This window comes from Streptomyces cyslabdanicus, from assembly GCF_052663305.1.
On sequence record NZ_JBQRUW010000058.1, the window covers coordinates 16,597 to 36,981 of the forward strand.

A 20,385-nucleotide genomic window follows, 5' to 3' on the forward strand; every position below is an offset into this window, starting at 1 on the left:
GGCGTTCACCCCATTCCGGCGGCGGCCAGGACCGCCCGCTTGGTCAGCACCCGCGCCAGATGCGCCCGGTACTCGGGCGAGGCCGACGCGTCCCGCGAGGGCCGGGTGCCCTCGGCCGCCGACCCGGCGGCCCGCGCCACCGCGTCGGCGTCCCCGGCACCGGCCAGCGCCTCCTCCGCCGGCGTGGCCCGCAGCGGGGTCGCGCCCATGTTGGTCAGGCCGATCCGCGCCTCGGCGATGTGCCCGGCCTCGCGCCGCACCAGGGCGGCCACGCCGACGATCGCCCAGGCCTGGGCCACCCGGTGGAACTTCTCGTAGTGGAACCCCCAGCCCTCCCGCTTGGGCACCCGTACCTCCACCAGGAGTTCGTCGGGGGCCAGCGCGGTCTGCAGATAGTCGGCGAAGAACTCGCGCGCCGGGATAGCGCGCCGCCCGCCCGGCCCCTCGGCGACCAGTTCGGCGTCCAGCGCCAGCGCCACCGCGGGCAGGTCCCCGGCCGGGTCGGCGTGCGCGAGCGAGCCGCCGAGGGTGCCCCGGTGCCGTACGGCGGGATCGGCCACCGTCCCGGTGGCCTGGGCGAGCAGGCCCGCGTGCCGCCGCACCAGCGGGTCGCGGACGACATCGTGGTGCGTGGTCAGCGCGCCGATGGAGAGCGTGTCGCCGTCCTCGCGGACCCCGCGCAGCCCGGGGATCCGCCCGATGTCGACGACGAGTTCGGGGAAGGCCAGGCGCAGCCGCAGCAGCGGCAGCAGGCTCTGCCCGCCGGCCAGCACCTTGGCGTCCTCGCCCGCCTCGGCGAGGGTGCGTACGGCCTCGTCGAGGCTGGTCGGGCGGGCGTAGTCGAATGCGGCGGGAATCATGCCGAGGCCTCCTTCCCCGGCGAAGTGGACGACTGAGCCGACCGCGCGGACCGCACGGCCTCCCAGACCCGCTCGGGGGTGCACGGCATCCGCACGTCGTGCACGCCCAGCGGGCGCAGCGCGTCCACGACCGCGTTGACGACGGCGGGGGTCGAGGCGATGGTGCCCGCCTCGCCGACGCCCTTGGCGCCGAGCGGGTTGGAGACCGCAGGCGTCTCGGTCCGGTCGGTCACGAACTCGGGCAGGTCCGCCGCCGACGGCACCAGGTAGTCGGCCATCGTGCCGGAGACCAGGTTGCCCTCCGCGTCGTACACGGCCTCCTCGTACAGCGCCTGCGCGATGCCCTGGGCCAGTCCGCCGTGCACCTGCCCCTCGACGATCGCCGGGTTGACCACCCGGCCCACGTCGTCCACGCACACGTAGGAGCGGATACGGGTCTGCCCGGTCTCGGTGTCGACCTCGACCGCGCACAGATGGGTGCCGTGCGGGTAGGAGAAGTTCTCCGGGTCGAGCAGGTACTCGGAGTTGAGGGTGGGTTCCATGCCGTCGGGCACGTCGTGCGAGGTGAACGTCGCGAACGCGACCTCCTGGATGGTCCTGCGCGCCTCGGGCGAGCCCTTCACCGAGAACACGCCGCCCTTGAACTCCAGGTCGTCCTCGCCGGCCTCCAGCAGGTGCGCCGCGACCCTCCGCGCCTTGTCCACCACCTTCTCGGCGGCCCTGTGCACCGCCGAACCGCCCACGACCAGCGAGCGCGAGCCGTAGGTGTCCATGCCCTGCGGCGCCGCCAGGGTGTCGCCGTGCAGCACCTCGACGTCCTCGAACGGCACACCCAGCACGTCCGCGGCGATCTGGCTCCAGCAGGTCACGTGCCCCTGCCCGTGCGGGCTGGTGCCGGTGACCACCTCGACCTTGCCGGTGGGCAGCATGCGGATGCCCGCCGCCTCCCAGCCGCCGGCCGAGTACCTGAGGTCCCGCAGCACCCGGCTGGGCGCCAGCCCGCACATCTCCGTGTACGTCGACACCCCGATGCCCAGGCGCACGCTGTCCCCGCGCTCGTCGCGCCCGCGCTGCTCGGCGCGCAGGTCGTCGTACCCGAACAGGGCGAGCGCCTTCTCGGTCGCCGCCTCGTAGTTCCCGCTGTCGTAGGTCAGGCCCGCGACGGAGGTGTACGGGAACTCCTCGTGCCGGATCCAGTTCCGCCGCCGCACCTCCACCGGGTCCAGGCCGACCTCGGCGGCCAGTTCGTCCATGGCCCGCTCGATGGCGTACGTGGCCTCCGGGCGCCCGGCGCCGCGGTAGGCGTCGGTCGGGGTGCGGGTGGTGAACACGCCGGTGCAGTGGAACTCGTAGGCGTCCATCTTGTAGATCCCCGGGTACATGAACGCGCCCAGGATCGGGATGCCGGGCGTCACCAGCATCAGGTAGGCGCCCATGTCGGCGAGCAGGTCCACCTTGAGTCCGAGCAGCCGGCCCTCGCGGGTCGCGGCGATCTCGACGTCCTGGATCATGCCGCGGCCGTGGTGGGTGGCCAGATAGCCCTCGGAGCGGGACTCGGTCCACTTCACCGGCCGTCCCAGCCTGCGCGCGACCTCGACGGCGATGGCCTCCTCGCCGTACACCTGGAGCTTGGAGCCGAAGCCGCCGCCCACGTCGGGCGCGACCACCCGCAGTTTGTGCTCGGGCACGCCGGTGACCACCGAGAGCATGACCCGCAGGATGTGCGGGATCTGCGTCGCCGAGTACACCGTGAACTCCCCGGAGGCGGCCAGCGGGGTGACGACGACCGCACGCGGCTCCATGGCGTTGGGGATGAGGCGCTGCTGCCGGTAGCGGCGTTTGACGACGACGTCGGCGAGCTGCCTGACGGCCTCGAAGTCCTCGCCGGTCCTGAACGGCCACACATAGGCGCGGTTGGTGCCCTTCTCGGCGTGGACCAGCGGGGCGTCCTCGGCGAGCGCCTCCTCCAGGTCCAGGACCGGCGGAAGGGGCTCGTAGTCGACCTCGACCGCCTCCAGCGCGTCGGCCGCCGCGTACCGGTCGCGGGCCACCACGACCGCCACCGGGTCACCGGCGTGGCGCACCTCGTCGACCGCGACCGGCGGATGGTCCGGCAGCACCATGTCCTCGGTGACCGGCCAGGCGCAGGGCAGCGAACCCAGTCCCGCGGCGAGGTCGCGGCCGCTGAAGGCGGCGACGACCCCGGGCCGCTCGAGGGCGGGGGAGACGTCGATCCGTTCGATGCGGGCGTGGGCCATGGGGCTGCGCAGGACGGCCAGGTGCAGCAGTCCGGTGACGCTGATGTTGTCGGTCCAGTGGGTCTGACCGGTGATCAGCCGGGCGTCCTCCTTGCGGAGCCGGGCCCTGCCGACCTCGCGTTCGACGGCCTGGTCGGTCATGCCGTCACCTCCTGGGCGGACCCGGTCCGCTCACCGGAGGCCGCCTTCCCCTCGGCGACGGCGAGCACCGCGCGGACGATGTTCTGGTAACCGGTGCACCGGCACAGGTTGCCCTCCAGCGCCTTGCGCACCTCGCCGGGACCGGGGCGGGGGTTCTCCCGGAGCAGATCGCGCGCGGCCATGATCATCCCGGGGGTGCAGTAGCCGCACTGGAGCGCGTGCCGCTCGTGGAACGCGCGCTGGAGGTCCGTCCACTCGCCGTCCTTCGCCAGCCCCTGGATCGTGGTCACCACGCCGCCGTCCGCCTGGACCGCCAGCACCGTGCAGCTCTTGACGCTCGCGCCGTCCAGCTCGACCGTGCAGGCTCCGCAGTTCGAGGTGTCGCAGCCGATCGGGGTACCGGTCAGTCCGAGGCGGTCGCGCAGATAGTGGACCAGCAGAAGACGGGGTTCCACCTCGTCCTCGTACACCGTGCCGTCCACCGTGACCGAGATGTGGGCCATGTTCCCTCCAGGGAACCGTATGGGCAGGGTTGGGGAATGGGCGAAATGTCGCCGACCGGGTGGTGTACGTCACTCTATGACCGCGTCCGGGCGGCGGCGAGTGCTGCGAAAGGCTTAGTTGACGGTTAATCCATTGCCCTGACGCTCCCGGCTCTGCTGCACTGCACGTCACCACGTCGTCACCGAGCGAGGAGCACCCATGCGCACAGCGTCCATGTCCACCCCGGAAGGAATCCCCGCCATCAAGAAGGACATGACGCCCTGTGCACTTGCTCAACCTCGGCATTCTCGCGCACGTCGACGCAGGTAAGACCAGCCTGACCGAACGGCTGCTGCACTCCGCGGGGGTGATCGACGAGATCGGCAGCGTCGACGCCGGCAGCACGCGGACCGACACCCTCGCGCTGGAGCGGCAGCGCGGCATCACCATCAAGTCCGCCGTCGTCTCCTTCCCGGTCGACGACGTGACCGTCAACCTCATCGACACCCCCGGCCACCCCGACTTCATCGCCGAGGTGGAGCGGGTGCTCGGCGTGCTCGACGGCGCGGTGCTCGTGGTCTCCGCCGTCGAGGGCGTCCAGGCGCAGACCCGCGTCCTGATGCGCACCCTGCGGCGGCTGCGCATCCCGACCCTGCTCTTCGTCAACAAGGTCGACCGGCGGGGCGCGCGGCAGGAGGAACTGCTGCGCGCCGTCGCCCGGCGGCTGACACCGGCCGTCGTGCCCATGGGGCGGGTGACGGGGATCGGCGCCCGCGAGGCCCGCTTCGTCCCCGGCCTCGGCCCGTCCGCGCCGGACGTCCTCGCCGAGCACGACGACGACCTGCTGGCCGCGTACGTCGACGGCAGGCTCTCCCGCGACCATCTGCGCGCCGCCCTCGCCGCCCAGACCCGGCAGGCCCTCGTGCACCCGGTGTACTTCGGCTCCGCGATCACCGGTGCCGGAGTGGACGCACTGGTCGCAGGCATCAAGGAACTGCTGCCCGCCGCGGGCGGCGACCCCGGCGGACCCGTCTCGGCCACCGTGTTCAAGGTCGAGCGGGGCCTCGCGGGAGAGAAGGTGGCGTACGCGCGGATGCTCTCCGGCACGCTCCGGGTGCGGGACCGGGTGCCGTACGGTGACGCCCGCACGGAGGGCAGGGTCACCGCGATCGGCGTGTTCGACCACGGCACGGACGTCCGCGCCGACGCCGTGTCCGCGGGGCGCATCGCCAGACTGTGGGGCCTGGCCGACGTCCGGATCGGCGACGCCGTCGGCGAACCCGGCGCGGCCCGCGAGCGCTTCTTCGCGCCGCCGACCCTGGAGACCGTCGTCGTACCGGGCCCCGGCGTGAGCGGCGGGGCCCTGCACCTCGCGCTCACCCGGCTGGCCGAACAGGACCCGCTGATCGGGCTGCGCCACGACGAGCTGCGGCAGGAGACCTCCGTGTCCCTCTACGGGGAGGTGCAGAAGGAGGTCCTCCAGGCCACGCTCGACGACGAGTTCGGGCTGTCCGTCTCCTTCCGGGAGACGACGCCGCTGTGCGTCGAGCGGCCGGTGGGCACGGGCGCGGCCGCGGAGTTCGTCAAGAAGGGCGGCAACCCCTTCCTGGCCACCGTCGGACTGCGCGTCGACCCCGCGCCGGCCGGCTCCGGGGTCGGCTTCCGCCTGGAGGTCGAGCTGGGCGCGATGCCGTACGCCTTCTTCAAGGCGGTGGAGGACACCGTGCGCGAGACCCTCGGGCAGGGGTTGCACGGCTGGCAGGTCACCGACTGCACGGTCACCCTCACCCACTGCGGCTACTGCCCCCGGCAGAGCCACGCCCACCAGGGCTTCGACAAGAGCATGTCGAGCACCGGGGCCGACTTCCGGGGCCTGACCCCGCTGGTGCTGATCGAGGCGCTGCGCCGCGCGGGCACGCTGGTCCACGAGCCGGTGCACCGCTTCCGCGTCGAGGCCCCGGCGGACATGCTCGGCGCCCTGCTGCCGGTGCTGTCCGCACTGCGGGCCGTGCCGCGGACGACGGTCACCCGCGGTTCCGTGTGCCTCCTGGAGGGCGGCGTCCCGGCCGCCCGGGTCCACGCGCTGGAGCAGCGGCTGCCGGGGCTGACCCGCGGCGAGGGCGACCTGGAGAGCGCCTTCGACCACTACGCCCCGGTCACGGGCGACACGGTCCCCGAACGCCCCCGCACCGACCACAACCCACTGGACCGCAAGGAGTACCTGCTCAACCTGACCTGCCGGGTGGGCCGCTGACCCGGCCGCCGCGGACCGGCGGAGCCGCCGCCGGCCCGCGGGTGTCCGGTCGGCGGCGGCCCGGAGGCGGTGCTCAGCGGGCGAGTTGTTCGACCGCGCCCAGTACCGGCGCCAGGCCGTTCTCCGCGCGGATGCGGGCGCCGAGGGCTCGCGCCCGTTCGCGGTGCCCGTAGTCCCGGGTGGCCCGGATCAGGGCCGCGGCGAGGCGGTCCGCGGTGAGGCCGCGCAGCGGGACCGCGCAGGGTGCCACGCCGAGACCGACGAGCCGATCGGCCCAGAAGCCCTCGTCGAACTGCACGGGCACGGGCACCGCGGGGACGCCGGCCCGCAGCCCGGCCGCGGTCGTGCCCGCCCCGGCGTGGTGCACCACGCCCGCCAGCCGCGGGAAGAGCGCCGCGTGCGGTACCTCGCCGATGGTCAGCATGTCCTCGCCGGACGCCTCAAGACCGGCCCAGCCCCGCTGGACCACACCACGCAGCCCGGCCCGGCGCAGCGCGCGCACGAGGGTGTCGCTGAACCGCCCGGGGTCGGGCACGGTGGCACTGCCCAGCCCCACGTAGACCGGTGGGGGCCCCGAGTCGAGGAAGTCCCACAGACCGTCGGGGAGCTGTGTGTAACGGTCGTACGGCCACCAGTACCCGCACACCTGGAGCGCACCGCGCCAGTCACGGGGCCTGGGCACCACGAGCGGGCTGAAGCCGTGGTACACCGGCCGGTACTGTCCCCGGCGGCCGAGCCACCCGGTGCCGGCGGGGGCGGACGGCAGCCCCAGCCGGGCCCGCACGGCGGGTACGGCCGCCGAGAAGATCCGTTCCACGGCCAGGTTCACGCCGTGCCCGGCGAGGCGGTTCGCGGCCGCCCCCCAGTGTCCGCCGCCCAGCAGCGGAGGGGCGAACTCCCTTGTGGGGGAGAGGGGTTGGAGGTGGGCGCCCAGGCTGGGCAGGTTCAGCCCCTCGGCGATGGCGTGCCCGACCGGCCCGAGCGAGCCGGCGAGCACCAGTACGTCGCTCTTCTCGGCCGCCGTGATCAGGTCGTCCGTCATCCGGCCGATGGCCGCCCGCACCAGCCCCACGGCGCGGAGCACCTTGCCCGCGCCGGTCGCGCTGCGGTGCAGCCCCCGGCCGCGCGAGGACTCCAATTCGGCCCGCGGGTCCACCGGCAGTGGGTGGAAGCCGAGGCCCGAGCCCGCGACCAGCGGTTCGAAGCATGCGTGCGTGACCAGGGTGACCTCGTGACCCGCGAGAGCCAGGCCGTGTCCCAGTCCGGTGAAGGGGGCCACGTCGCCCCGGGATCCCGCCGTCATGATCGCTACGCGCACGACGGTCAGTATGGCCGCGCGGCCGCCCGCCGCCCGTGAACGACCCGACGGGTGTCGGCGCCATCACCCCCTGCTCGGGCCCCGCCGCGGGCCGGGGACGAGGGCACCACCCGGGACGCGCCGGTCACACGCCCTGCTGCCGGGCGGCGGCCGTCACGGTCTGCTCCAGCAGCGTGGCGATCGTCATCGGGCCCACACCACCGGGCACCGGGGTGATCAGCGAGGCCCGCTGCACGGCGGAGTCGAAGTCGACGTCGCCGACGTTGCCCGGGTTGTAGCCCGCGTCGATCACCACGGCACCCGGCTTGACGTCCTCGCCGCGGATGAGCCGGGGCCGGCCCACGGCGGCGACCACGATGTCCGCCTCGCGCACGGCGGCCGCCAGGTCGGAGGTCCGCGAGTGGCAGTACGTCACCGTCGCGTCCCGCGCGAGCAGCAGCATCCCCACCGGCTTGCCGAGGATCGCGCTGCGGCCCACCACCACGGCACGGCGCCCGCCGAGCTCGACGTCGTACGCGTCGAGCAGCCGCAGGATGCCGCCGGGGGTGCAGGACACGAACCCCGGCAGACCGAAGCTCATCGCCGCGAACGAGGCGCAGGTGACTCCGTCGACGTCCTTCTCGGGCGCGATCGCCTCGAACGCGGCCCGCTCGTCGATGTGCTCGCCGACGGGATGCTGGAGCAGGATGCCGTGCACGGCGGGATCCCCGGACAGCGAGCGCAGCGTGCCGACCAGCTCCTCGGTGGTGGTCGCGGCCGGAAGTACCACACGGCGGGAGTCGATGCCGGCCTTGCGGCAGCGGTTCTGCTTCATCCGCACATAGGTGACGGAGGCGGGGTCCTCACCGACCAGCACGGTCGCCAGACAGGGCGCCGTACCGGTGCGCTCGGTGAGTGCGGCGGCCTTCTGCGCGGTCTGCTCGACGACACGGCGGGCGAGCGCGGTGCCGTCCATCAAACGGGCCTGGGACATGGTCCACTCCTGGGCGTTCGAGGGAAATCGCCCAGGCGCGCGGCTCACGACTCTGCGTGGGCCGCTCCCCGGTGGTGCTCCACCTCAGCGCCAGTCACGGCCCCGCCTCACCCTAACCGACCCGGCCCGCCGCGGTCGCGTGCCGTGCGCGCCGCACGACGAACTGCTGCATCCGGTGCGGCGTGTCGCGGTGGTGCGAACGCGGTCCGGGCGTTGCGCCCGACGGGTGAGCGCGGCCCGCGGACCGTGTCCGGGCCGGCCCGGACGGAGTTGCCGAGGGCATGACCCGCACTCGACGCCCGGCCGCCGCCCTCGGACGCGCCGTCTCGGTCACGGGCCGGACCGCGCTGCCCGCGAGCGCTTCGTCCGCCGGCGGGTTCCAGCTCCTTTGGCCCACCGCCGGGGAGGCCGGGCGCTCACGCCCCGCCGCCCCGCCCGTCCACCCATCCGCGCAGATCAGGGGCCCCTCGGTGCCCTTACCGATCAGTCGGACGTAGGGTCGGGGGACGTACATCGCTCGACGGAAGGGACCACCACCATGGCGCAGGAAGTGCGCGGCGTGATCGCACCCGGAAAGAACGAACCGGTGCGGGTCGAGACGATCGTCGTGCCGGACCCCGGGCCGGGAGAGGCCGTCGTGCGGATCCAGGCCTGCGGCGTCTGCCACACCGACCTGCACTACAAGCAGGGCGGAATCAACGACGAGTTCCCGTTCCTGCTCGGCCACGAGGCCGCGGGCGTCGTGGAGTCGGTCGGCGAGGACGTCACCGACGTCGCGCCCGGCGACTTCGTGATCCTCAACTGGCGGGCCGTGTGCGGCAAGTGCCGCGCCTGCCTGCGCGGGCGGCCCTGGTACTGCTTCGACACCCACAACGCCCGTCAGCGGATGACCCTGACCGACGGCACCGAACTCTCCCCGGCGCTCGGGATCGGCGCCTTCGCCGAGAAGACCCTGGTGGCGGCCGGTCAGTGCACCAAGGTCGACCCGTCGGTCTCCCCGGCGGTGGCCGGGCTGCTGGGCTGCGGCGTGATGGCCGGCATCGGCGCGGCCATCAACACCGGCAACGTCGGCCGCGGCGACTCCGTCGCCGTCATCGGCTGCGGCGGCGTCGGCGACGCGGCGATCGCCGGGGCCTACCTGGCGGGCGCGGCGAAGGTCATCGCCGTCGACATCGACGACCGCAAGCTGGAGACCGCCCGCACCATGGGCGCCACGCACACGGTCAACTCCAAGGAGAACGACGCCGTCGAGGCCATCCGTGAGCTGACCGGCGGCTTCGGTGCCGACGTCGTCATCGACGCGGTCGGCCGCCCCGAGACGTACCAGCAGGCCTTCTACGCCCGCGACCTGGCCGGCACGGTCGTCCTGGTCGGCGTGCCGACCCCGGAGATGAAGCTGGACCTGCCGCTGCTGGACGTCTTCGGACGCGGCGGGGCGCTGAAGTCGAGCTGGTACGGCGACTGCCTGCCCTCCCGGGACTTCCCGATGCTCATCGACCTGCATCTGCAAGGGCGCCTGCCGCTGGACAAGTTCGTCACCGATACCATCCAACTGGACGAGGTGGAGAAGGCGTTCGAGCGGATGCACCACGGCGACGTGCTGCGCTCGGTGGTGGTGCTCTGATGGCCGCCCGTATCGAACGCCTCGTCACCTCCGGGCAGTTCACGCTCGACGGCGGAACCTGGGACGTCGACAACAACGTGTGGATCGTCGGCGACGACCATGAGGCCGTCGTCATCGACGCCGCCCATGACGCCGAGGCCATCGCCGCGGCGGTCGGCGACCGCCGGCTGACCGCCATCGTGTGCACCCACGCCCACAACGACCACATCGACGCGGCCCCGGCGCTCGCCGACCTCACCGGCGCGACGATCTGGCTGCACGCCGACGACCTGCCGCTGTGGAAGATGACCCACCCGAACCGGGATCCCGACGAGCACCTGGTCGACGGCCAGGTCATCGAGGCGGCCGGCGCCGACCTGAAGGTCCTGCACACGCCCGGCCACGCCCCGGGAGCGGTCTGCCTGTACGACCCCGGACTCGGCGTGGTCTTCACCGGCGACACGCTCTTCCAGGGCGGCCCCGGCGCCACCGGCCGTTCCTACTCCCACTTCCCGACGATCATCGACTCGATCCGCGACCGCCTGCTGACGCTGCCGCCCGAGACGAAGGTCCTCACCGGGCACGGCGCCCCGACCACCATCGGCGCCGAGGCCCCGCACCTTCAGGAGTGGATCGCCCGCGGGCACTGACGGAGCACGACCGGACCGGGAGCCGACGACCCGGAGGGCGGGCCGCACGAGACCGAGAGGCACTCGTGCGGCCCGTTCCGTCTCTCCGCCTCCCGCGCCCGAAAATGGCGACAGAAGGTGTCCGGTTTCCCCGGCATTCTTGATGGCGGCAACGACACAGGACGCATCGGGAGGTCGGACATGCCGGGCCCACTGGAAGGCAAGGTCGCGCTGGTCGCGGGGGCGACGCGGGGAGCGGGCCGGGGAATCGCGGTGGAACTCGGCGCCGCCGGTGCCACCGTCTACGTCACCGGGCGCACCACCCGCGCCCGCCGCTCGGAGTACGACCGCCCCGAGACCATCGAGGACACCGCGGACCTGGTCACCGAGGCGGGCGGCCACGGCATCGCCGTACCGGCCGACCACCTGGAGCCGGACCAGGTCCGCGCCCTCGTGGACCGCATCGCGCGCGAGCAGGACCGTCTCGACGTCCTCGTCAACGACATCTGGGGCGCCGAGCACCTCTTCGCGTGGGACACCCCGGTGTGGGAGCACGACCTCGACGACGGACTGCGGCTGCTCCGGCTCGCGGTGCAGACGCACGCGATCACCAGCCACCACGCCCTGCCGCTGCTGCTGCGCCACCCCGGCGGCCTGGTGGTGGAGATGACCGACGGCACCGCCGAGTACAACCGGGACACCTACCGCGTCAACTTCTTCTACGACCTCGCCAAGGCGTCCGTCCTGCGGATGGCCTTCGCGCTCGGCCACGAACTCGGCCCGCGCGGCGCCACCGCGGTGGCCCTCACTCCCGGCTGGATGCGCTCGGAGCTGATGCTCGACCACTTCGGGGTCCGCGAGGACAACTGGCGCGAAGCCCTGGACCGCGTCCCGCACTTCGCCATTTCCGAGACCCCGCGCTTCGTGGGCCGCGCCGTCGCCGCCCTGGCCGCGGACCCGAAGGCGGCCCGCTGGAACGGCCGCTCCCTCTCCAGCGGCGGCCTCGCCCGGGTCTACGGCTTCACCGACCTGGACGGCAGCCGTCCCGACGCCTGGCGCTACCTCGTCGAGGTCCAGGACGCGGGCCGGCCGGCCGACCCGACCGGGTACCGCTGACCGCAACCGCCGGGCCGCCGCTCCTCCTGGTCCGCAGGCCACCGTGCCGAGGGGCGCGGGGGAGCCGTGAGGGTGCCGCGGGAGGGCGAGGTCGTACCGCGCGCTGCTGCCCAAGAGGCCCTTCGTGGCAGTAGGTTCGGCGCATGACGGACGGCGGGCGCTTCCACGGACACGGGGTTCTCATCACCGGCGCGGGCCGGGGCATCGGCGCGGCCACCGCGCTCAGGCTGGCCGAGGAGGGGGCCGGGGTCCTGGTCACCGACGTGGACGGGGACGTGGCGGAGCAGACGGCGACGGCGCTGCGCGAGCGCGGACTCACCGCGCGGGCGCACGCGTTGGACGTCGCGGACCGGGACGCGGTCCCGGCGGCCGTGGAGCTGGCCGTCCGGACCTTCGGGTCCCTCGACGTCCTGGTCAACTGCGCGGCGCACTGCACGCCCGACACCCCGCTGTTCGAGGACGACCCGGAAGCGGTGTGGGCCCGCGACCTCGACGTCACCCTGACCGGCGCCTACCGCTGCTGCCGCGCCGCCCTGCCCCACCTGGCGGCGGGCGGCAGAGGAGCGATCGTCAGCATCGGATCGGTCAACGGCCTCCAGGACTTCGGCAACCACGGCTACAGCGCGGCCAAGGCCGGGCTGGCCTCGCTCACCCGCCCCCTCGCCGGACACGCCGCCGCCCGCGGGGTCCGCGTCAACCTGGTGGTGCCGGGCACGGTCCGCACCTCGGCCTGGGAGGGACGGGAGGCCGAACTCGACCGGGTACGCAGCCTGTACCCGCTGGGCCGGATCGGTGAACCGGAGGACATCGCCGCCGCGGTGGCCTTCCTCGCCTCCCGCGACGCGGCCTGGATCACCGGCACCACGCTGACCGTGGACGGCGGACTCACCGCGGTCAACACCGCCTTCCGCGCGGCCGTTCAGGCGGAGCGGGAAGAGGCCGACACCTGAGTGGAACCGCCCGCGGCCCCGACGGCCGGGCGAGTGTCACCGTTTCGTATCGGCATGCGACGGTTCACAACCGATGCGCCCCCTCCGTGGTCTAGGTGTCGGAAAGCACCGGAACGCACCGAGGGGGAGAGCTCGACATGAGGGACATCGGCAGGCGGGGAGCGGTCGTACTGGGCGTCACGGGACTGGTGGCGCCGCTCACACTCGCGCTCGGTACCGCACCGGCGCAGGCGGCGAGTTGCACGACGCAGACGGGGCCGAACCAGAAGCAGGTGGAGAAGTTCCTGGGGCGGCCGGTGGACGGACGGCAGTCGGCCGCCGACTGCAAGGCCATACGCGCCTTCCAGAACAAGCACGGCATCACCCCGAACATCGGCTACGCGGGTCCCGTCACCTGGGGCGTGATGGACCTCATGAACAAGCAGAAGGCCGTGGGCAAGAAGCCCAACAAGAGCGGCAAGTGCCCGGTCAACAAGGGCCGTATCGCCTGCGTCGACCTCACCCTCCAGCTCAGCTGGATCCAGGACGGCGGCCGACTCGTCTACGGGCCGGTACCGGTGCGCACCGGACGCAAGGGGTACGCGACCCGCACCGGCCTGAAGAAGATCTACTGGCGGCACATCGACCACTACTCCACGCTCTACAACGTGCCGATGCCCTACAGCCAGTTCTTCGACGGCGGCGAGGCGTTCCACTCCGTCAGCCTGAGCATGTGGAACCCGCCGGGCTCGCACGGCTGCGTGAACATGACGAAGAAGGACGCCAAGAAGTACTGGTCGCTGTTGAAGAAGGGCAACGCCGTGTACGTCTACGGCCGCAAGCCCGGGACCTGAGCGGCGCCGTCCTTCAGGGCGGGCAGCGCGTCAAGTGATGAGCGACACGGTCCGATATGCCGGTATCGGTCATACTTATTCACGGCGCCTTCACGTCGGGCGGCATATGCTGCACGGCATGTCCACCAGTGTTGAACCCGTCTCCGAGCGATCGGCCGCGGAGGTCAACGAGGAGATCCGGGCGCTGTGGCGCAGGTCGGGAGGGATCCTGACCACCGAGCAGCGCGAGGAGTACCAGCGCCTGGTGATGGAGTGGGCCGCGGCCGCCCCGCACTCCGCCAAGGCGGCCTGACGCGGCCCTGACCTCCGCCCTTCGACCTCCGCCGACAGGCAGGCCGTCACCGCCCTCCGTCAGTTCCACGTCGCCGAGTAGTACCTCTGGTAGGCCCTGCGGTCCCGTTCCGTACGGATCCAGCGGGTGGCGACCAGGGCGATCAGGCTGCCGCCCATGACCAGGAGGCCGGGGCCGACGGCGCGCGGGTCGGAGAGCCGGGACAGCGGCGTGGTGCCGTCGGCGGCGCCGGTCACCGGCGCCGAGGAGCCGGGGGAGGCCCCGCCGGGCGCGAGGGCGCCGTGGGTCGCGGGGGCGGACGGCTTCGCGCTCTGCCCCGTGCCCTGCCGCGCGTCGGACACGATCAGCCGCACATCCAGTGCGGAGAGCGCCTCGGTGACCGGCTGGAAGAACGTCGTACCGCCCGTCGTGCAGTCGCCGCTGCCGCCCGAGGTCACCCCCAGCGCGATGCCTTCGGAGAACAGCGGACCGCCGCTGTCGCCCGGCTCGGCGCACACCGTGGTCCGGATGAGGCCCGTGACGGTGCCCTCGGGATAGTTCACCGTCGCGTCCAGGCCGGTCACCTCGCCGTCGCGCAGCCCGCTCGTGCTGCCGCTGCGGAACACCCGCTGTCCCACGGCCGGCTCGCCCGCCCCCGTGATCCGTACGCCGTTGCCGCCCCCGATCGCCACCACGTCGGCGCCCCGGCCCGCGCTGCCGGAGTCGTACCGCACCAGTGAGAAGTCGCCGCCGGGGAAGGAACCGGCGACCGTCCTGCCGAGCCGCCGGTCGCCCTGGCCGTCGGCGAACCAGACGGAACCGGCGGGCCCGCAGTGGCCGGCGGTGAGGATGAAGTCGCCGCGCCCGTCGGTCACGTTGAACCCCGCCGAGCAGCGCCCGCCGACCGACCGGATGGGCTGCGCCCCGTTGAGACGGGTGGTGAAGGCGCCCTCGGCGCGCTCCATGCGCACGAAACCGCCGACCCTGCCGGCGACCTCGGCCATCCGGTCCCAGTCGGCGGCGGACACCGTGCTGTCGGCCTCGACCGTGACCCGGTTGGCGCGGTAGTCCACCGTCCAGGCCGTGCCAGCCACGCGGGGCGCCGCGCGCAGCGCCGCGGTGGCCGCCCTCAGCTCGTTCATGCTGTGCCGCACGACCGTCGCCCCGGCGCCCGCCCGCCGCACTTCCGCCGCCGCCCGCTCGTCGGTCACGGCGACCACGGGGCGCCCGTCGGAGCCGATCCAGCTGCCCGCCGTGCGCGAGGTACCGAGCCGGGCCACCAGGTCGGCGCCGGACGCGCCGGACATGCCGGACGGCCGCGCGGAGCCGCGTGCGGCGGCGGCGTCGGGAGGCTCGCTCGCCATCGCCGCCTGCGTGACCATCGCTCCTCCCAGGAGGAGTCCCACGACGGCCGTCAGCCGTGTCACCCGCCGGACGACCCGTCGTCGTGCGTGCCTCATGCATGGCTCCCGAACCCGAACACGCGGTCTCAAACACCGCGGGGCCCTACGGTCGTTGAGCGCCCTTCCCCCATACGTGGCACGGCACGGCCCTGTTCAGCGCCCGGACGGTCTTCTCGACTGCCCGGCGGTCCTGGTCCGCTTCGGCGTGGGACCGGGAGCGGCGGCGTGACCAGCGTCGTGCGGCGCCGCGACGTGTGAACGTAGGCGCCTGCCGCTTAGACTGCGGTGCGTGGACGACACTCTGGCGGAGCGGCTCGGGGCGGGGAAGTACCTGCTCGTCACCAGCTACCGCGGGAACGGCACCCCGGTCGCCACCCCGGTCTGGGTGGTGCGCGACGGCGACGCGCTCGGGGTGTGGACGGCCGCCGACTCCTGGAAGGTCAAGCGGATCCGCAACCGCGCCGAAGTCCTCGTCGGCCCCTGCGACCTGCGCGGGCACCCGACCGGGGAACAGGTGGCTGCGCGGGCGGAGATCTGCGACCCGGCCACCACCGCCCGCTACCGGGGCCTGATCGCCCGCAAGTACGGTCTGATCGGGCGCCTCACCCTGCTGGGCAGCAGGCTGCGCCGCGGCCTCGGAGGAACCGTCGGAATCCGCGTGACCCTCTGACCGCGTGGCAGCCGCCTGACGCGGTACCCGCTCGGCTAGGGTCTTTCGCCTGGATCAGCCCGGTCTGATCCAGGCGAGAGGCCCTGGGGTCCGGGGCGTTGCGAGACGACGGGGCTGGTGCGGTGGAAGGGATCGGGGCCAGGATCCGGGGGATCGGACAGTGGCTCACCGGCCATGCCGGCTGGTGCCTGGCCGTCTCCCTGGCGGTGCACGTCGTCGCCGTCGTCACCCATCCGACGCAACCGCTGGACCTGCGCGTCTACCGCGAGGCAGCACCGCATGTCCTCTCCGGAGGCCTGTACGACTACGCGCTGCACACCACCCCGCCCATCCCGCGGCTGCCGTTCACCTACCCGCCCTTCGCCGCCCTGGTGTTCCTGCCGCTGTCGCGACTTCCCTGGCCGGCGCTGGTCGCGCTCTGGCAGACGCTGTCCGTGGCCGCCCTGGTCGTCGTCGCCCTCTGCGCGGTGCGGCTGCTGGGCCCGCGTCCCGGCGGCCGGGCGGACCGCCGGCGCGCCCTGCTCTGGGCCGCCGCCGGGTTGTGGCTGGAACCCGTGCGCCACACCCTCGACCAGGGCCAGGTCAACCTGCTGCTGGGCGCTGTGGTCCTGTGGGGCCTGGCCGTGCCGCGCGCGGCGCCGGGCAGGGGAGCGGGGGTGGGCCTGGCGGCGGCGGTGAAGCTGACCCCGGCCGTCGGCGGACTGTACCTGCTGGCGACCCGCCAGTGGCGGGCAGCCGCGTGGGCGGTCGCGACCGCGGCCCTGGCGACGGCGCTCGCCTGGGGCGTCGCCCCGCGCGAGTCCGCCCGCTACTGGTCCGCGCTCGTCACGGACACCCGCAGGATCGGCCCGGTCTGGTCGGTGCGCAACCAGTCGCTGCGCGGGGCCGTCGCCAGACTGCTCGGCCAGGACGCCACCGCCACCGTGGTCCTCTGGTCCGTGCTCGCGGTGCTGACCGTGGCACTGGCCTGTGCCCTGCGCTCCGCGGTACGGCGGCACGACCCGCTCGGCGTCCTGGTCGCCGTGGAGCTGTACGGGCTGCTGGTGAGCCCCGTCTCGTGGAGCCACCACTGGATCTGGTGCCTGCCCGCCATGATCTGGCTGGCCCACGGCCCCCTCCACCACCGCCTGCTGGGCCGCGTCGCGCTCGCGCTGTGGGCCGTGGCCGCCGTCGTCCGAGTGGTGCCCTTCCTGATCGGTGCCGAGGACCGCCTGGCGCGCCCCGCCCCCTACCCGCCGCTGCTCGCCTGGCCCGGCTGCGTCTACGCCCTGTGCGCCGTGCTGACGCTCGCCGCCGTGGCACTCGGCCGCGGGGTGTGCGACCGGCCGGTCCGCGCGCGCGCCGGCGCGCCGGAGCGGGATCGCTCGGAGACCGTGGCCGGTTGACGGCCGGTCGGCTCCAGGCGCCGTACGGTCGGCTCCAAGTGTCGTACCGTCAGTTCCAAGCGCCGTACGCCTCGTCGAACAGGTGGAAGACCGGCTCGCCGCGCACCGGGTCCTTCGCCATGGACAGCCGGACCCGGTCGCCGCCGTGGACGCCGATGGGCGGCCCCGCGACCCGGCCCCGTACGACGAAGCCCTCGCGCATCTCGACCAGCGACACATTGCGCGCGGCGGGGGAGTTGCGGTTCACCACCGTGGAGTGGCGGACCGTGCCCGTCCCCGTGCTGCGCTCGGTGCGCAGGTCGCTGCCCCGGCAGACCGGGCACAGCAGCCGGTGGTACACGGCCGTCCCGCACCAGGTGCAGCGCTGGAAGTACAGGGCCTGCGTGTCACGGGCCACGGGCTCGAGAAGACCGGTCGCGGAGCCGGCCACCGGAGGAACGGTGTTTCCTGAGAGGTAGTGCACGCTGGTCAACTCCCTGGGCTCGGCCGGAATCCCGGGTGCGCGCGCACCCGGGCACGCACGTGCGCGTCGTCGTGCCGCCGTGCACGACCACAGCGTATGGCACTGGGTGTCACCCGTAAAGGCACTGCGTACCCTCAATTGCCCTCAGCTCGGGGGCGGTAGGCCTTCCGCGAACGCCGTCTCGACCTCCCGCACCACCTGCCACAGAGGCGCGCCGCGCCGCGCGACCACGACGACCACGTCGTCCGGGGCCGCCCCGGGCCGCGGCTGGGCGCGGGCGTCGGCGGGCGGGGCGCAGAAGGCGGCCTGCACATGGTTCAGCGCGTGGTCCACCGCCGCGGCCGGGTCGCCCCGTCCGTCCGAACGCAGCCACGAGCGCAGGGCGTTGTTGTGCGCCGCCACCACCGCCGCCGCGATCACGTCCGCCCGCAGCGTGCCGTCGCGCCGACCCGCGAACCGGGCCCGCAGATACCCGGCGAGGGCGCGCTCGTAGCGCCACACCACCGACAGCTCGTGGGCCCGCAGCCCCGGTACCCGCTTGGCGATCCGGTAGCGCTGAACGGAGAATGCCGGGTCCTCGGCGTACATCCGCAGGACGAGCCGGGCCGCGTCACAGACCCGCCGCACGGGCTCGTCCTCCTCGTCGCCGGCGGCGAGGAAGGCCGTCATGTCGGCGAGGTACCGCTCGTGGTCGGGGAAGACCACGTCCTCCTTGGAGGGGAAGTAGCGGAAGAACGAACGCCGTCCGACCCCGGCGAGCGTCACGATGTCGTCGACGGTGGTCTGTTCGTAGCCGCGCTCCAGGAACAGCCGGAACGCCGCCGCCACGAGGGCCTCCCGCATGGGCGGCCGCCCGGCCGCCGTCCGCGCCTTCTCGCCGCGGCGGGGCGCGGCACTGCTGGAGCTCATGGCCGGGAACGTAGCACCCGGACGGGCCCTGATGGCACTCGGTGCAGCCGGTGGGGGAACCGAGTGCAACGGGAGCCACCGGACGGCCCGCGCAGTAACCTTTCCCCACCTTCTCGACCGTTCCCCGCCTTTCCCCGCTCCCCGTCCGTCCCATCGGACACCACGTCCCAGGAGACGCCCATGGCGCCCGTACGCTCCCGTCTGCTCTACGTCACCGACCTGGCGTACCCGGCCCGCGGGCGCCGCTACGGCGACGAGGACATCCGGCTCACCTCCCGCCTGCGCGAGGACTTCGACCTGGCCCTGTGCCATCCGCGGGACGCCGCCGCGCTGATGGACGCCTTCGACGCCGTCGTCGTCCGCAACAGCGGGCCCGTCCTGGAGTACCGGGAGGCCTACGACGACTTCCGGGCCCGGGCCCTGGCCCGGGGGACACGGGTCTACAACCCGCTCACCGGCCGGGCGGACATGGCCGGCAAGCAGTACCTCCTCGACCTGAGCGCCGCGGGACGCCCGGTCATCCCCACCGTCGACCGCCCCGAGGACCTGTGCCGTCTGCCCGCGAGCGACCGCTACGTGGTCAAGCCCAAGCTGGGCGCCGACTCCATAGGCCTGCGCACCGTCCCCGCCGGGGAACTGCCCGGCCTGGCCGACGGCAGCGTCCTCGTCCAGCCGCACATCGACTTCGCCTACGAGGTCTCGTTCTACTTCGTCGACCACGACATCCAGTACGCCCTGTACGCCCCGGACCCGGAACGGCGCTGGGAGCTGCGCCCCTACGAACCCTCCCGCGAGGACCTGGAGTTCGCCCGGAGCTTCGTCGAGTGGAACACCCTCGCCCACGGCGTCCAGCGGGTCGACGCCTGCCGTGCCCCGAGCGGCGAACTGCTGCTGGTCGAACTGGAGGACCTCAACCCGTACCTGTCCCTGGACGCCGTCGACGACACGCGCCGGGACGCCTTCGTCGCCGCGCTGAAGTCCTCCCTGCGCCGCTTTCTCGCCGTCACCGGGTGAGCCGGCCGCCGGCTCCGCCCTGCGGACCTCCCACCGCGCCCCGCCCGGCGCGGTCAGGCCGCGTGCGGCGCGGGCGGCAGGGCCGACCTCGGCACGATCAGATCCGCGCGACCCCGGGTCGCCGCGACCAGGTCCGCGTTGCGCTGGTCGGTGCCCAGGACCCAGGCCACCGCCTCCCGGTGCGACTTGCCGAACTCCTCGTGGCGGGCGACCAGGCGGCGTACCCGCTCCGGCTCGTCGAGTTCGCAGAACCACACCTCGTCGAGGCGGGACCGCACCCGCGCCCAGGGGCCGGTGTCCAGCAGCAGGTAGTTGCCCTCCGTCACCACCAGCCGGGCCGACGGCGGAACCGGGATGGCGCCCGCGAGGGGCTGCTCCAGGACGCGGTCGAACCCGGGCGCGTACACCGTCTCGTCCGTCTCCTCGCGCAGCCGGCGCAGCAGCGCCGCGTACCCCGCCGCGTCGAACGTGTCCGGCGCGCCCTTGCGGCCTTGGCGGCCGAGCCGGTCGAGTTCGGCGTCGGCGAGGTGGAAGCCGTCCATCGGGACGTGCGCCGCCCATGGCTCCCCGTCCCCGTTGAGCGCCCGCACCAGGTGCGCGGCCAGGGTCGACTTGCCCGCGCCGGGGCTGCCCGCGACACCGAGGACCGCCCGGTGTCCGGCACGGGGCAGGGCCCGGGCACGGGCGAGGAGGTCGTCGAAGGCCGTCAGCACACGGCACAGTGTGTCACCCGGTCGGTGAGGACGGACCACGGAGCCGCCGGGAGGGACCTGACGGCTACGGCGAGCGGATGGCATCGGCCGTATGTGGCACCCGACACCTTGTCAAAGCCGCGATGCGGGGAAAGGTGCC

General features: G+C 73.6%; 19 protein-coding genes and 1 riboswitch. Of the genes, 10 read left to right on the plus strand and 9 right to left on the minus strand.

What is annotated here, in order from left to right; translation table 11 throughout:
- Window positions 1-5: 5 nt before the first annotated feature.
- Genes ACTYVM_RS30910 through ACTYVM_RS30920 form a run of 3 tightly spaced genes read right to left on the minus strand, consistent with a single transcriptional unit; the run spans window position 6 to window position 3,762 of the window.
- A complete protein-coding gene (locus tag ACTYVM_RS30910) occupies window positions 6-860 on the minus strand; it encodes an FAD binding domain-containing protein (protein WP_445529134.1) in 855 nt (284 codons plus the stop codon).
- Complete coding sequence (locus ACTYVM_RS30915) at window positions 857-3,259, minus strand: xanthine dehydrogenase family protein molybdopterin-binding subunit (RefSeq protein ID WP_445529135.1); 2,403 nt, start codon at window positions 3,257-3,259, stop codon at window positions 857-859. Before ACTYVM_RS30915 ends, ACTYVM_RS30910 begins: the two co-directional genes overlap by 4 nt.
- Window positions 3,256-3,762, minus strand: coding sequence for a (2Fe-2S)-binding protein (locus ACTYVM_RS30920; RefSeq protein ID WP_445529136.1), 507 nt, complete (start codon window positions 3,760-3,762; stop codon window positions 3,256-3,258). The genes ACTYVM_RS30915 and ACTYVM_RS30920 overlap by 4 nt, the downstream gene beginning before the upstream one ends.
- 263 nt (window positions 3,763-4,025) lie before the next feature.
- Between ACTYVM_RS30920 and ACTYVM_RS30925 the strand changes: the two genes are divergently transcribed.
- Window positions 4,026-5,996, plus strand: a complete 1,971-nt coding sequence (locus ACTYVM_RS30925; protein ID WP_445529137.1) for a GTP-binding protein — start codon at window positions 4,026-4,028, stop codon at window positions 5,994-5,996.
- Window positions 5,997-6,069: 73 nt separating this feature from the next.
- On the opposite strand, the gene ACTYVM_RS30930 is transcribed toward ACTYVM_RS30925, so the two are convergent.
- Together ACTYVM_RS30930 and ACTYVM_RS30935 are read right to left on the minus strand one after the other, a co-directional pair.
- Window positions 6,070-7,299, minus strand: a complete 1,230-nt coding sequence (locus tag ACTYVM_RS30930; protein ID WP_445529200.1) for a glycosyltransferase — start codon at window positions 7,297-7,299, stop codon at window positions 6,070-6,072.
- A 139-nt stretch (window positions 7,300-7,438) separates the two neighbouring features.
- A complete protein-coding gene (locus ACTYVM_RS30935; protein ID WP_445529138.1) occupies window positions 7,439-8,287 on the minus strand; it encodes a bifunctional 5,10-methylenetetrahydrofolate dehydrogenase/5,10-methenyltetrahydrofolate cyclohydrolase in 849 nt (282 codons plus the stop codon).
- Window positions 8,288-8,309: 22 nt separating this feature from the next.
- A riboswitch (ZMP/ZTP riboswitch) is annotated at window positions 8,310-8,395 on the minus strand.
- A 430-nt stretch (window positions 8,396-8,825) separates the two neighbouring features.
- On the opposite strand from ACTYVM_RS30935, the gene ACTYVM_RS30940 reads away from it, so the two are divergent.
- The 6 genes from ACTYVM_RS30940 (at window position 8,826) to ACTYVM_RS30965 (ending at window position 13,710) form a co-directional block, all read left to right on the plus strand.
- The gene (locus tag ACTYVM_RS30940) at window positions 8,826-9,911 is read left to right on the plus strand and encodes an S-(hydroxymethyl)mycothiol dehydrogenase (RefSeq protein ID WP_445529139.1); all 1,086 of its coding nucleotides are present in this window, start codon (window positions 8,826-8,828) and stop codon (window positions 9,909-9,911) included.
- On the plus strand, window positions 9,911-10,540 hold the full coding sequence (locus tag ACTYVM_RS30945; RefSeq protein WP_445529140.1) for an MBL fold metallo-hydrolase: 630 nt from the start codon (window positions 9,911-9,913) through the stop codon (window positions 10,538-10,540). Before ACTYVM_RS30940 ends, ACTYVM_RS30945 begins: the two co-directional genes overlap by 1 nt.
- Window positions 10,541-10,720: 180 nt before the next feature.
- Entirely contained in the window at window positions 10,721-11,635 is a 915-nt protein-coding gene (locus ACTYVM_RS30950; protein ID WP_445529141.1) for an SDR family oxidoreductase, read from the plus strand.
- A 143-nt stretch (window positions 11,636-11,778) separates the two neighbouring features.
- The gene (locus ACTYVM_RS30955) at window positions 11,779-12,585 is read left to right on the plus strand and encodes an SDR family NAD(P)-dependent oxidoreductase (RefSeq protein WP_445529142.1); all 807 of its coding nucleotides are present in this window, start codon (window positions 11,779-11,781) and stop codon (window positions 12,583-12,585) included.
- 137 nt (window positions 12,586-12,722) lie between these two features.
- Window positions 12,723-13,418, plus strand: coding sequence for a L,D-transpeptidase family protein (locus tag ACTYVM_RS30960; protein ID WP_445529143.1), 696 nt, complete (start codon window positions 12,723-12,725; stop codon window positions 13,416-13,418).
- A gap of 106 nt (window positions 13,419-13,524) precedes the next feature.
- Window positions 13,525-13,710, plus strand: coding sequence for a hypothetical protein (locus ACTYVM_RS30965; protein WP_445529144.1), 186 nt, complete (start codon window positions 13,525-13,527; stop codon window positions 13,708-13,710).
- 59 nt (window positions 13,711-13,769) lie between these two features.
- On the opposite strand, the gene ACTYVM_RS30970 is transcribed toward ACTYVM_RS30965, so the two are convergent.
- Window positions 13,770-15,149, minus strand: a complete 1,380-nt coding sequence (locus ACTYVM_RS30970; protein ID WP_445529145.1) for a S1 family peptidase — start codon at window positions 15,147-15,149, stop codon at window positions 13,770-13,772.
- A 232-nt stretch (window positions 15,150-15,381) separates the two neighbouring features.
- On the opposite strand from ACTYVM_RS30970, the gene ACTYVM_RS30975 reads away from it, so the two are divergent.
- Complete coding sequence (locus tag ACTYVM_RS30975; RefSeq protein ID WP_445529146.1) at window positions 15,382-15,762, plus strand: PPOX class F420-dependent oxidoreductase; 381 nt, start codon at window positions 15,382-15,384, stop codon at window positions 15,760-15,762.
- 122 nt (window positions 15,763-15,884) lie between these two features.
- Entirely contained in the window at window positions 15,885-17,147 is a 1,263-nt protein-coding gene (locus ACTYVM_RS30980) for a glycosyltransferase 87 family protein (RefSeq protein ID WP_445529147.1), read from the plus strand.
- A 49-nt stretch (window positions 17,148-17,196) separates the two neighbouring features.
- On the opposite strand, the gene ACTYVM_RS30985 is transcribed toward ACTYVM_RS30980, so the two are convergent.
- A complete protein-coding gene (locus ACTYVM_RS30985; RefSeq protein ID WP_445529148.1) occupies window positions 17,197-17,610 on the minus strand; it encodes a Zn-ribbon domain-containing OB-fold protein in 414 nt (137 codons plus the stop codon).
- A gap of 144 nt (window positions 17,611-17,754) precedes the next feature.
- Window positions 17,755-18,519: a TetR family transcriptional regulator gene (locus ACTYVM_RS30990; RefSeq protein ID WP_445529149.1), complete on the minus strand. Its 765-nt coding sequence runs from the start codon at window positions 18,517-18,519 to the stop codon at window positions 17,755-17,757.
- 180 nt (window positions 18,520-18,699) lie between these two features.
- On the opposite strand from ACTYVM_RS30990, the gene ACTYVM_RS30995 reads away from it, so the two are divergent.
- Window positions 18,700-19,533 carry an ATP-grasp domain-containing protein gene (locus tag ACTYVM_RS30995; RefSeq protein ID WP_445529150.1) on the plus strand — a complete coding sequence of 278 codons (834 nt, stop codon included), beginning with the start codon at window positions 18,700-18,702 and terminating at the stop codon, window positions 19,531-19,533.
- Between the two features lie 53 nt (window positions 19,534-19,586).
- Here the strand turns inward: ACTYVM_RS30995 and ACTYVM_RS31000 are convergent, their stop codons facing one another.
- Entirely contained in the window at window positions 19,587-20,246 is a 660-nt protein-coding gene (locus ACTYVM_RS31000) for a nucleoside/nucleotide kinase family protein (RefSeq protein WP_445529151.1), read from the minus strand.
- Between the last annotated feature and the right edge of the window lie 139 nt (window positions 20,247-20,385).